Below are 12,466 nucleotides of genomic sequence, written 5' to 3'. Positions count from 1 at the left end.
ATTTTATTAATAAAAAAAATGGCGCCCACGAGAGGATTCGAACCTCCGACCCCATGCTTAGAAGGCACGTGCTCTATCCTGCTGAGCTACGCGGGCAACTATCAAAATAAATTATACATTAATTTATTTATTTAAAAAAAGAGAAAATTAAATATAATGATGCTCCATTTTTTCTATCTTACCATTTTTAATTTCAATTATTCCGTAACTTGCTTTATTGCTTCCGCGAGGATAAGTTATTGAACCTGGATTGAAACGAATTATTCCATTTTTTTCTTCAATAGCATTTATATGATCATGTCCATGAAGAATAATTTTAACTTTTAAAAGATCACCTAGTTTATATAATTTATCAAAATTTATCTTTGCTCAAAAACTTTCAAATAAATGTCCATGAGTTAATAATATTTTAATACCATCTAAATTTAATTCTTTTATTTCATCTAAGTGAAAATAATCTGAATTACCTGTTACATAATAATCAAAATTTTTTTTCAAAATACTTTTATCTTTTTCTTGTAAATCTCCACAAAATATTTTAAAATCAACATCATTATTTTCTGCTATTATTTTATCCATTAATTTTATATTTCCATGAACATCAGAAATAACTAAAATTTTCATTTAATCAATATTAAATCCTTTACTATTTATATTTTATTTGAAATCAACAAAATTGTTTAATAAAAGTAAATAAAAAATATAATTTAAAGATATTTTAAAAAGATTAAATGAAAAAGTAATTGCAAAAAAATATCAAAAATTATCAAAAATGAATTCGTAATCAAAATTATAATAAGCTGGAGTAAATATAAATAAATTAATAAAACTAATAATTATTATAATTAATCCAACAAGTAAAATATAATTAAAAATTAAAAATTTTTTATTATTTGATAATTTAAATATTTTTTTTTCAAAAATTATATGAAAAGTAATTGTAATTAAATTTAAAAAAACAAGAAATAAAATCCCTATTATTTCTCCTCCAACAAAAAATAAAATAAAGGGAGCAATTGTAGCAATTAAATAAGAATAAATTAATTTTGTATATTTTAATGATAAAAGCAAAATAGAAATTGAAAAATCTAATTTAAAAAAAGTAGCTGGAATTGGAATTTGAATAATAATAAATAGGAAAACTAGAGAAAGAAATATTCCTGCTGTTGTTATTTCTCGAAAAATCTTAATATTATTATCCATTTCTTAATTCTCAAAATCTTTAAATTAATTATAAATTAATAATATAATAATTATTATATGAAGACAGATATAGTAATAGAAATATCAAAAAATTCAAAAATTAAATATGAAATAGAAAATGGTCGTTTAAAAGTTGATCGAATACTATATGGGGCAATGAATTATCCTGCAAACTATGGTTATTTTGATAAAACATTAGATTGAGATGGAGATCCATTAGATGCACTTGTAATATCTGATCAAAAATTCTTACCAACTAGTATTGTCCCTGTAAGAGTTATAGGAGCAATTAAAATGATTGATAATGGAGAAACTGATACTAAAATAATTACAGTAGTAGATGTTGATCCAAGATTCGATAATATAAATAAACTAAGTGACCTAAATAAAAATATTTTATTAGAATTTAAAGATTTCTTTGAGAATTATAAAAATTTGCAAAATAAAAAAGTTGAAATATTAGGATTTGAAGATATAAAATTTGCTGAAAATGAAATAAAAGAAGCAAAAGAACTTTATCAAAAATATCATCATTTGCAAAAAAATAAATTTATTTCTGAAATGAAAAAGAAATATCCAAATAAATATAAATAAAGAAAATTTTAAAATTCTCGTAATTACGGGAATTTTTTTTATTGATATATAATACTTATTATTATGAATTATCGGAATGATTACAAATCAAAAGAGTTAGTTGCAGAAGTTGATTTTATAAGTGAAAAAATAAAAAGAGAACAAAGAAATTTTAGCAATAATAAACCAATAATAATAAATTTTGCAGGAAAAAAGGGTAGCGGAAAAACTTATTATTTAAATTATCTTTTAGAAAAATTAGATATGAAAAAATCAAAAATTAAGAAAATTGATTGTAAATCTTTTGAACAAAGAAATTTTAATTATTCTTCATTTGAAAAAGATATTTTTGGATATCGAGGTAAATTAACTTTTTTTATCTCTGAAATTCGTAATCTTTACTATCTAATTGCTCTAATTTGAATTTCGTTTTCGTTTATTCTTATTATTTTAGATCAAAGTCAATCTTTAACAGCTTTATGAATTTTTCTTTCTGCAATTCTTATTATTTTTGTATTACCAATTATTCCTTTATTTTTTAATAAGAAAACAGTATATATATTTGATGAAATAAATCGAACATCAAAAGAAAGTAGAGATGTTGAAACAGCTGTTTATCGTTTTATTTCTGAATTTAAAGAAAAAAGTAAACAAAATAAATTCACAAAAAATTTTTTAAATTTAATAAATATCGATTATAGAAAAATAATAATAATTGAGACAAGTTCTGATGATAAATTGTTTAATGAAGATTTAAAATATATTAATTATGTAATAAATACAGAAAGAAGCGAAATTGAAAATATTAAAATTATCAGAAATGAATTAAATAAATCTTTAATCAAAAAAGAAGAAGCTAATCCATTAAGAAAAAATTTAAGTAATCAAATAATTGCTTATTATATTGAAAAAAATAATTATAACTTAAGAATTTCAATATTAGAATTAAAAAAAATAATTGAATTTTATATTGAATACAATAAAACAAATACAAAAGAAACAAATTTATCATTAGATACAATAATTGTTGTTTATAATCTTTATAAAAATGAAGTTGATTGAAAATTATTTAAAATTCTTTACAATCATTTTAAAAATAAAAATATACTAAATTCAGTTCAATTAAGAGAGACTTTATCAGATTTAAAAAATAAGGCGACTGAAAAAATTTTATTTGATAAATTATTAAAAGATAATTTTATTATCTCAATTGATAATGTGTTTAAAAATGAATTAAAACCAATAATTGAAAACATTGCACAATTATATTTAAGAAAAAATATATTTAAAAAATATAAAATGGAAACAGATTCAGATCTTTCTAAATTAATAAAAGCCTTTAGTATCGAAATTAAAAATGAAGAAATAAATTATATGATTTTAATTGAAGATTTAACAAAAATTGAACAAATATATCAAGAAAAATTTTTTAATTTTATTTTAAATAAAAAAAATAAAGAACAATCAAATTTAAATCTTAGATCATTTTTATTTGGTGAAATTGAAGATCCAATAATTAATTGAAAATATCAAATTCTACATGACAATTTTAAAGAAATAATTAACAAAAAAATACCTTATTTTAAAGAATTATTTGTAGCAATACAAAAAAATAATTTGAAACCTCTTGTAGAATATTTTGCAAAAAATAAAAATATTATTAAAATACCTTATTTTTATGAAAAAATATTTCAATCAGAATATTTTTCTGCTACTGATAAAAAAAATTATATAGGAGAAAATTTTGAATCAATAGTTGACAAATATATTATTTCAAACAATTATAGTTATCAAAATGAAATTCTTTTTGATGAAATTTTAAATGATGGATATATAAATGAAAATGAATTAAGAAATTTGCTTTTAGAAATATCAAATAAAAATAAATATAAAAATACTTTGATAAAACTAAATATTAGTAAAAATAATAGAAAAATTGATCTAGATAAAATTACTCTTTATGATTTTATAATTGATGATAAAATTGAAATTAGAAAAAATAAAAAGAAAAATTAAGAATCTTTTAAAAACATGATTTTTCCTTTTTGATTTTTATTTCCTGAAATTTTATTTACGTTAAATAAATGCATTTTTTGAAGAAAATAATAATCTTTAATTCCGTATTTTTGATTGATAATTTTTAAAAATTGATCTCGTTCAATTCATTTTTCATATAAGTCTTCTTCCTTTAATAAAGAGAAAATTTGTTTCTTAAATAATAATTGAATATCTTTTCCTAAAATATTTTCCTTCTGCTCTTTTTTAAAAATAATAGGTGATCTAAAAGAATCAAATTTTTGATTGAATTTTTCCGAATATTTTTTAGCAAAAAAATAATAATGATGTTCATTTAAAAATGGATATTTAAAATTGTAGTCTTTTTCAAATTTTGAAATATCACAAATTATATTATTGTTGTTATTAAAATAATCATTTATTTGATTGTAAATTAAATCAGCTATTTTTGTAAAATATAAATATTCTTTTTTGTCTTTATAATAAGAAATCATATACTTACCAGCAGAAAGAGAAAATATTTCATTGTAATTAAAAAGCATTCCTTCAATTGCTCTTTTTGTTAATTTTGGAAAATAGATTTTATAAATTGAAATTATTTCATCAATTTTATATTTTACATAAGGTTTAAAATATGCTTTTGCAATAATATCAACTTTGTCTTTTCTAGTAATAAAATCTTTAAATTCAAATCTCTTTCAAGAAAGAAAGATAAATTTATTGTTAAACTCAGATAATTTTAATGAAAAATAATTATTTAATTTTAAAAAATATTTTAAATTTGTTTTCAAAATTTCTTTTTTATCTACTACCTTAAAATAATTATCATTATATTCATATCTATAAATTATCTCTTCCAATTCATTTTCTAATTTTTCCTTATATAATCTTAATTCTTGATTAAATAATTTTGAAATATATCTAAATTTTTTTCTCTTTACATAAAAATTATTAAAAAACTTAATTTTCTCATCTTTTGAAAAAGCACTAACAAACTCAAGTAAAATTTGTCTAATTCTTTCTTTTGTTAATCCAAATTCTTGTGCAATGCTATTAAAACTCAAATTATAATTTAGATGCAAATAAAGAATTTTTTTATTTTTATCTCAATTTTCATTTATTTTTTTTGCAAATAAAAAACTTAAACCATTTTTTTTATAATAAAAAACATCTTTCATAATATTTAACAAATATTAATTACCCCTTACAATTAAAAAAATTATAAAAAATATTATTGATTTATTAAAATTAATTAATTTTAATAAATATTTTTTTCTTTTTTCCTAAAGATAAAATAATTATATTTCTTTTTAAAAAATCATTTTTATTTAATTTAAAATCTCTTTCTATAATTAATTTTTGATCAATTTTAATGGCTTTGTCTTTTAAATATTGATTAAATTCTCTTTTTGATGAAATAAAATTATGTTTTTTTAATTGTGTAAATAGATCTTCTTTGAAATCATATTTAAAATTATCAATATTTTTAAAAATATCTAATAAAATTTTTTCATCTATACTTTGATATTGCTCTGCAAATAAATATTTTGAAATATTAGAAAATTTTTCATATTCTTGATTATTTCCATAAAAAACAAAAAATAATCTCTTGATAAGCTCTTTTTGTAATATTCGATCTTTTTTTTCTGAAAGATGAATTTTTTCTAATTTTAAAAATTGTTCTTTTGTAATTGAAGTTAATTGTAATAACAATTTTTTTGCAAAAGGATCAGAAAGATTATATAAGTATTGATAAATAAAATATGGAGATAATTTTTCTTTTGTAATTCAAAGCGGATTGCCCTCAGTTTTTCCAATTTTATTTCCATTTTCATCTGTTAGTAAAGGAACTGTAATCCCTCCTATTAATAAATCTCTTCCTTTTATTTTTTTAATAAATTCAATTCCAGTTAAAATATTTCCTAATTGATCAGATCCCCCTAATTGAATTAATACATCTTTATTTTCAAAAAGATATAAAAAATCAATTGCTTGAAAAATTTGATAAGAAAATTCTGTATAAGAAATACCAACATCTAATCTACTTTTAACAACTTCTCTTGATAACATTTTTGAAATATTAATTGATTTTCCATATTTTTTAAAGAAATCTGTTAATGTTAAATTTTTATAAATATCAAAATTATCAAATATTTGATAATCATTAATATTTAAATTTTTGCATAATGTTTCTAATTGTTTTTTGATTTTATTACAATTATTTGCAATAGTTTTTTGATCAATTAATTTTCTCTCAGATTTTTTTCCAGAAGGGTCACCAATTTGTGCAGTAAACCCACCAAGAACAAAAATAGGAGTTAAATCAGTATTTTTATATATTAAATTTGCTAAATTTATTGTTAAAAAATGTCCAATATGTAAAGAATCTGCTGTTGGGTCTATTCCTAAATAAAATTTTTTATTTTTTAAAAAAAAGATTTTACTGATGTCTTTTTCAATTATTAATTCTTTGAAAAGATTTCTTCATTTCAAATCATCTATTAATTTATTCATTAAATTTCTCCAGTTTTATTTTATTTTTTTGGAAATATATTTTTTGTAGAATTAATTGTTTTTTTTATTTTTTTTAAAGATTCTTTATTTTCAAATAAATTAGATATTTCTTGTGTTGCGTATTCTATTTTATTATTAAAAGATGATAATTCATTCATTTCTTTCAATTTATCTTTTAAAAAAATTACTATTTTATCATAATTTAATTTAATTCAATCAGAATCTAATTCTTCAATATTTTTAATTGATTCGTAAATTATATTTTTTAAATCCTCATAGTATTTTTTACCTTTATCAAAAAGATATTCAATTACTTCTTTTGTTTCTTCGTTATAAGAGGAAACTAAAAATCCAGATATAAAACCTAGCGAAAATATTGTTAAATCTTTAATCATTATTTTTTGCTAACCTTTATTTCCTTTGTTTTAATTTCTGATTCTTTTTTAAGATTAGGTTTCACATTTTGAGAATTTTCTTTTTTTAATTCATAATCATTAATTACCTTTTTTAATTTATCAACTTTTTCTTTAACTTTGGGAGATGCTTTTTTTACTTTTGATTTTCCCTCTGAAATTTTTTTATCAATATTTTCACGTAATTTATCAGCAAAAGAATAGAAATAATTTCGGTTTTCAGAAAATAATTTAATTAATGATTTAATTCCCGTTTTTGAGCTTGAATCAAATAATAATAAATAATTAGATAATTTATTTAATGTTTCTACAGTAACATTTAATGATTCAGATTTATATGTAATATCTTCCATTAAATAATCCACTTTTTTCATTACTACATTTGTTCTTCTTAAAATTGAAATTAAATAAAAAAAACCTATAATTAAAAGAAGAATTGCTGCTGCAGCAAAAGCAATTAAAATTATTATTAAAATATCTTGAGTTCGATCAAGATCTGCCCCTAACATTTGAGTATCTGTATATTTAGTATTTAAAAAATTTATAATATTTGTGAAAAAATTTTGTATCATAGTCTTTAAGATATTTTACATTATTAAAAAAATCTTTATAAAAATTAATTTAATAAAATTCCTTTTGTTTTTAAATTTTGATCAATTTTATTGATTAAAATTTCTAATCCTTTTTCTGTTTCTTCTAAATCTTTTTTATCTACAATAGCTAATGAAGTATGAATATTTCTAGCAACAAGGCCAAACGGTATTACTAAAATACCATCTTTTATTAATTGAATTATTCCTGCATTAGTTCCACCAAAAGAAAAATAATTTTGATATTTTATTTTACTTTCATTAAATAAATTTCTTAAAAAAATAACAACATCTTTTTTATAAATTGTATAAACATCTTTATGTCTTAACATTGTTCCTTGTCCTAATAATCCATAGGGAGAATCTTTGCCTTCTAATTCATATGAAGGAGATATATCAACTACAATTACTAAATCAGGATTTAAATCATAAACGGCAGTTCTTGAACCTCTAAGACCAACTTCTTCTTGAACTGAAAAAACAAAATTTATATTAAAATTTAGATCCCTTTCATTTAATTTTTTTGCTAAATTTAAAGCAATAAAAGCACCTAATCTATTATCAATGCTTTTACTTAAAATAGAATCTTTATTTTCTTGATAAAAACTTGGAAAAGTAACTGAAGATCCAATTTTTATATTATTACTTAATAAGTCCTTTTTTGATCTAAATCCTAAATCTAAAATTGCTTTTGTTAAATCTAAATCTTTTTCTTGTTGATTAGGAAAAGTTAAAATTGCAAGATTATAATTTTCAAAATTTGTATCTCAAACTTCAAAAACTTGTCCCTGCATTAATTTTAAATTTAACCCGCCCACACTTTCAATAACAACAGTTCCATTTTCATTAAGCTCAGTAATTAAAAATCCAACTTCATCAATATGAGCATCAATTACAATTCTTTTTAGATTACTATCTTTATTACTATTATCTTTTGTAAAAATAATAGATCCTAAATTATCTCTTGTATATTTATATTTTAAATTACTGAATTCTTTTTTTAAAAATTCAATCACCTTATTTTCATACCCGGAAATTCCCGGAATCAATAAAAGCTCTTTTAATTTTTCCATTTTAATATTATTTATAATAACTTTCTAAAAATTTCTTTTTATTTTCCTATTTAATTGATTAAATTATATAATTTTGTTAATAATTAATACAAAAATAAAGGAAATATAAATATATTATTTTTAATTTAAAATGAAAAAAATTGGACTTGTATTTGATTCATCATGTGGATATTCAAAGGAAAAAGTAGAAAATGATGGAAATTTTTTTGTTCCGTTAATTATTGAAATTAATGGAACAAAATATAAAGCGGGAGTTGATATTGATTCCGAAAAAATTGTCGAAAAAATGAAAGATAGAAATATTGAAATAAAAACAGCTTCACCAGAATTGCAGGATATTTATAATTCTTTTAAAAAAGGATTAGAAAAATATGAAAAATTAATATTTATTGGAATTTCTGAAAAATTTTCTTCTACACAAAATAATGCAAGAGTTATTATTGATGAATATAAAAATGAATTTAAAGGAAGAATTTATATTTATAAATCTCAATTTTCTGCTCCTTGAACAAAATTTTATTACAATTCTCTAAAAAAACTTGTTAGCAAAATTCAAAATATTGAAAAAATATATGAAATATTAGATAACCAAAAAGATAAAATGGTAGGAATTTTATCACCTGGTGATATATATTGATTTTACAAAGGTGGAAGAATCACCAAAAGACAATATACAGCAGCTAATATATTAAATATTCATCCAATTTTGGTAGTAAAAGATGGAGAAATTGATCCAAATAATGTAGAAAAAGCCTTTTCAATAAAAAAAGCAGCAATAAAAATGATTCATATTGTAAAAGGAAAAGTCGAAGAATTAAATAAAAAGGGAATAAAATATAAAATCGTAATCTTAGGCGAAGAAAATACAAAATCAAGAAAAATACTAACAAATCTTGTAAAAAATATTTTCGAATTAAAAGAAAATGAAATTATTTTTGAAAGACATATTTCACCAGAACAAACAGTTCATATGGGTCCAAATGCTTTTGGATTAACTTATTTTTGTGATATTAAAATTTAAGGAGAAAAATGAAAAAAGGTTTACTAATAGATTCGTCTACAGGATTAACTAAAAAAGAAGCAGAAGAAATGGGATTTTATTATATTTCTCTCATTATAAATTTAGATGGAAAAGAATATAAATCGGGAATAAATATAGATAATAATTTTTTATTAAGAAATATGAATCTTAAAACAAAAGTTCAAACATCTACGGCAAAATTAGGAGAATTAGAAGAAGAAATTGATAAAGCACTTAAAAAGGTAGATCAACTATTAATAATTACTATTTCTAAACATCTTTCTTCTATGAATTCAATGGCTAAAGTATTAATTGATGAAGAAAAATATAAAGGAAAGGTTTTTGTTTATGATTCAAATTTTATTACCCCTTGAATTTATCATTCTTTTAAACAAATTAAAGAATGAATGGAAAACGATAATATAAAAATGGATTATATTATCAAAAAAATGGATTTTATGCAAGATAAAATGAATGCATTCTTAATTCCTGATACTTTAGATTTCTTATACGCAGGAGGAAGAATTACAAAAACACAATACATAGCAGGAAGTTTTTTAAAAGTATTACCAATTATTATTGTGAAAAATGGAAGAATTGATAGTGAAGATGTAATTAAAAAAAGAACAATTATAAAAGCATATGATAAAGCTATTGAAATATTAAAAAAGCAATACAATAATTGAATTAAAAAAGGATATAGAGTTGAATTAAAAATTATTAATCTTAATTCTGATAAGAATTTTGCAATATTAAAAGAAAAATTAGAAAAAGAAGGATTTAAAGATTTTGAAGAAACAATAATTGCCCCAGAAATAGTTTGTCATATTGGCCCAAGAGCTACTGGTTTCGGTCTTCTTATTTACGAAAAAAATAAATAAAATTTTTCTATTTTATATATAAAATAGAAAAAGCAAGCATTAATTTTAATGCTTGCTTTTTTCCCTTTTTACATAGTAGGAGTAGTAGGAGTTGAACCTACAACTATCAGTACTAAAAAACACTAATTACTCTTCCAAATTGAGTTATACTCCCATTTTATTTAATTTATAATTGGTCCCGAAAAAATATTTATATTTTATTCAAGATGGCAAGGGTGATAGGAATCGAACCCACAACCGTCTGATCTGGAGTCAGATGCTCTGCCTAGTTGAGCTACACCCTTTTTTTGGTAAAACGAAAATTAAAGATGTTAACTTTTTTTTTCGATAAATGGCAGGGGTGACAGGAATCGAACCCACAACCGTCTGATCTGAAGTCAGCTGCTCTGCCTAGTTGAGCTACACCCCTATAAAAATTAAAAATTATTTTTTAATTTTATTTTCTAAAATTTGAACAACATCTTTTATTGAATTTATCTTCAAAAGTTCTGCATCTTCTATTTTGATATTAAAATGATTTTCAATTTTCATAACAAAATCTAAAAGATCAATGGAATCTATCCCCAAATCTCTAAAAGTATCATCAATAGAGATATCTTTTCCTGTTTCTTTTTTTGCAATTTTTTTTAGTTCATCAAAAATTTTCATCCCAAATAATTATACATTAAAATAATTTATTGTTAATTAAGCAGTATTTATATTTAAAAATAATTTGATTATCGTTCAATATTTTTACATATATATAATTATTATAATATCCAAAATAAATTGAAGGTTCAAATAATAAATCATACTGATTGAAATCATTAATTCAAAGTTCTTCAAAATATTCATAATCTATAAAGGGATCTTCAATAATTATTGATTTATTTAAATTATTAATCTCAATAATAGGTTTTTCATTATAAGAATCCTCTTTTTTTATAAAAATAAAAAAGTAACTTCAAGATAATATAAAAAAAGATAAAATTAATAAATTAATAATTATTTTTCTAATGAATCGCTTTTTATTCATATTGATCTCAAATAATATTTTCATTATTAAAATCACTATAATCAAATACCTCAATTAGTTGAAATTTAGAATTTTTTTCTCCTCTTAAACTATTTTTTATTTGTATTGGAAAATATAGATTAAAATTAATTTCATAATTTAAATAACTTATAAAAGAAATATTAAATTCAATATATCCTTGATTATTAGAATAATCTCATGGTAAAATTATTCCTTTTTTATAATCAAAATTACTATTTATTCCATTAATTGATTCTTCATTTTTATAATCATAATAATAAAAATCATCAATATAAAAAAGAAAAAAGTTATGATATGAATAAAAATTTATTGAAAAGAATTGAGAATTATTGGAAATTCCATCAAGATCAATGTAACCTTCTAATTCATCATTTTTTGGATATATTAATCAATTATTAGGATCATTATAGTAAAATAAAAAAAGTAATTTAATATTTTTTGGATAATAAAAATTATTTTTAAATAATTTCAAAAAATAAAATTTATCATAAATAATTTGATTATTTTGATATCCTATTGGAATCAATAAATTGATAAATAAATTATTTGTAAAATCTAAATTATAATCTTGCTTAATTTTTGTACTTAAATATATATTTTTTTGATAAAAATATCCATATTCAGAACTACATTCAAGATTTATTGAAATATCCTCTTTATAACAATCTATTTCTGGTTCTAATATAATTGTTTGTTTTTCTTTAAACTGATTGATTTGATCAAAAATAAAAATTTCTTGATATTTATTATTTATATTTACTTTAATTTTCAAATCTGTTGGTAATGAATCATTATAATAAAACTTTTTATTATAAAAATCAAATACATATTCTTTATAAAGATAAGTAATATCTAAATAAATTTTTGGATAGTGATTATAATCATCAATTAGAAATTTATCAATTTTATAATTAAAAGCATAATTTTTATATATAGGATTTTGATAAAAAACCAATTGTTCAGGTTTTATTTTATCATCTTCAAATTTTATTTTTCAAAAATTAAAACCTCAATTTTTAGAATTTTTATCACTCAAAAGTAAAACAAAATTTTCATTTTTGTAATATGCAAAATTAAATGTATAGTTTAAATTTAAAAAATTTATCACATAAAAAAATTATTTATTATTTAGTAAATTTCTAAAAA

At 19.7% G+C, this 12,466-nt stretch carries 14 protein-coding genes and 4 tRNA genes; 4 read left to right on the top strand and 14 right to left on the bottom strand.

Annotation, left to right across the window (positions count from 1 at the left end):
- Positions 1 to 19: 19 nt before the first annotated feature.
- The 3 genes from X271_RS00405 to X271_RS00395 all read right to left on the bottom strand — a co-directional run bounded on the left by X271_RS00405 (position 20) and on the right by X271_RS00395 (position 1,203).
- Positions 20 to 96 (bottom strand) — tRNA-Arg (locus tag X271_RS00405).
- Between the two features lie 51 nt (positions 97 to 147).
- On the bottom strand, positions 148 to 624 hold the full coding sequence (locus X271_RS00400) for a metallophosphoesterase family protein (RefSeq protein ID WP_025208496.1): 477 nt from the start codon (positions 622 to 624) through the stop codon (positions 148 to 150).
- Between the two features lie 33 nt (positions 625 to 657).
- On the bottom strand, positions 658 to 1,203 hold the full coding sequence (locus X271_RS00395; RefSeq protein ID WP_025208495.1) for an ECF transporter S component: 546 nt from the start codon (positions 1,201 to 1,203) through the stop codon (positions 658 to 660).
- Between the two features lie 57 nt (positions 1,204 to 1,260).
- Here X271_RS00395 and X271_RS00390 point away from each other — a divergent pair, with 57 nt between their 5' ends.
- Positions 1,261 to 1,797: an inorganic diphosphatase gene (locus X271_RS00390; protein ID WP_025208494.1), complete on the top strand. Its 537-nt coding sequence runs from the start codon at positions 1,261 to 1,263 to the stop codon at positions 1,795 to 1,797.
- A gap of 63 nt (positions 1,798 to 1,860) precedes the next feature.
- On the top strand, positions 1,861 to 3,792 hold the full coding sequence (locus X271_RS00385) for a hypothetical protein (RefSeq protein WP_025208493.1): 1,932 nt from the start codon (positions 1,861 to 1,863) through the stop codon (positions 3,790 to 3,792).
- Here the strand turns inward: X271_RS00385 and X271_RS00380 are convergent.
- The 5 genes from X271_RS00380 to X271_RS00360 form a co-directional block, all read right to left on the bottom strand.
- A complete protein-coding gene (locus tag X271_RS00380; protein WP_025208492.1) occupies positions 3,789 to 4,970 on the bottom strand; it encodes an RNA polymerase sigma factor sigma-70 region 4 domain-containing protein in 1,182 nt (393 codons plus the stop codon). The two genes, X271_RS00385 and X271_RS00380, sit on opposite strands and share 4 nt — an antisense overlap.
- 70 nt (positions 4,971 to 5,040) lie before the next feature.
- Complete coding sequence (gene tyrS / locus X271_RS00375) at positions 5,041 to 6,306, bottom strand: tyrosine--tRNA ligase (protein ID WP_025208491.1); 1,266 nt, start codon at positions 6,304 to 6,306, stop codon at positions 5,041 to 5,043.
- A 20-nt stretch (positions 6,307 to 6,326) separates the two neighbouring features.
- Positions 6,327 to 6,701, bottom strand: coding sequence for a hypothetical protein (locus tag X271_RS00370; protein ID WP_025208490.1), 375 nt, complete (start codon positions 6,699 to 6,701; stop codon positions 6,327 to 6,329).
- Positions 6,701 to 7,291, bottom strand: a complete 591-nt coding sequence (locus X271_RS03070; protein ID WP_025208489.1) for a hypothetical protein — start codon at positions 7,289 to 7,291, stop codon at positions 6,701 to 6,703. Before X271_RS03070 ends, X271_RS00370 begins: the two co-directional genes overlap by 1 nt.
- A 44-nt stretch (positions 7,292 to 7,335) precedes the next feature.
- Positions 7,336 to 8,382, bottom strand: coding sequence for a M42 family metallopeptidase (locus tag X271_RS00360; RefSeq protein ID WP_025208488.1), 1,047 nt, complete (start codon positions 8,380 to 8,382; stop codon positions 7,336 to 7,338).
- Between the two features lie 130 nt (positions 8,383 to 8,512).
- Here X271_RS00360 and X271_RS00355 point away from each other — a divergent pair, with 130 nt between their 5' ends.
- Positions 8,513 to 9,403 (top strand): DegV family protein, encoded by an 891-nt coding sequence (locus tag X271_RS00355; RefSeq protein WP_025208487.1) that lies wholly within the window; start codon positions 8,513 to 8,515, stop codon positions 9,401 to 9,403.
- 8 nt (positions 9,404 to 9,411) lie between these two features.
- Positions 9,412 to 10,284, top strand: coding sequence for a DegV family protein (locus tag X271_RS00350; protein ID WP_025208486.1), 873 nt, complete (start codon positions 9,412 to 9,414; stop codon positions 10,282 to 10,284).
- 76 nt (positions 10,285 to 10,360) lie between these two features.
- Here X271_RS00350 and X271_RS03265 read toward each other — a convergent pair.
- The 6 genes from X271_RS03265 to X271_RS00325 all read right to left on the bottom strand — a co-directional run bounded on the left by X271_RS03265 (position 10,361) and on the right by X271_RS00325 (position 12,428).
- A tRNA-OTHER gene (locus tag X271_RS03265) sits at positions 10,361 to 10,438 on the bottom strand.
- A gap of 53 nt (positions 10,439 to 10,491) precedes the next feature.
- Positions 10,492 to 10,568 (bottom strand) — tRNA-Trp (locus X271_RS00345).
- Between the two features lie 48 nt (positions 10,569 to 10,616).
- Positions 10,617 to 10,693: transfer RNA gene (locus X271_RS00340), tRNA-Trp, on the bottom strand.
- A gap of 14 nt (positions 10,694 to 10,707) precedes the next feature.
- Positions 10,708 to 10,932 (bottom strand): acyl carrier protein, encoded by a 225-nt coding sequence (locus X271_RS00335; RefSeq protein ID WP_025208485.1) that lies wholly within the window; start codon positions 10,930 to 10,932, stop codon positions 10,708 to 10,710.
- A gap of 16 nt (positions 10,933 to 10,948) precedes the next feature.
- Positions 10,949 to 11,299 carry a hypothetical protein gene (locus X271_RS00330; protein ID WP_128824161.1) on the bottom strand — a complete coding sequence of 117 codons (351 nt, stop codon included), beginning with the start codon at positions 11,297 to 11,299 and terminating at the stop codon, positions 10,949 to 10,951.
- A complete protein-coding gene (locus tag X271_RS00325; RefSeq protein ID WP_025208483.1) occupies positions 11,292 to 12,428 on the bottom strand; it encodes a hypothetical protein in 1,137 nt (378 codons plus the stop codon). Before X271_RS00325 ends, X271_RS00330 begins: the two co-directional genes overlap by 8 nt.
- Positions 12,429 to 12,466: the final 38 nt, after the last annotated feature.

The organism is Candidatus Hepatoplasma crinochetorum Av, from assembly GCF_000582535.1.
Lineage (GTDB): Bacteria > Bacillota_I > Bacilli_A > Mycoplasmatales > Hepatoplasmataceae > Hepatoplasma > Hepatoplasma crinochetorum.
This window is presented reverse-complemented; position numbering and strand designations above follow the sequence as displayed.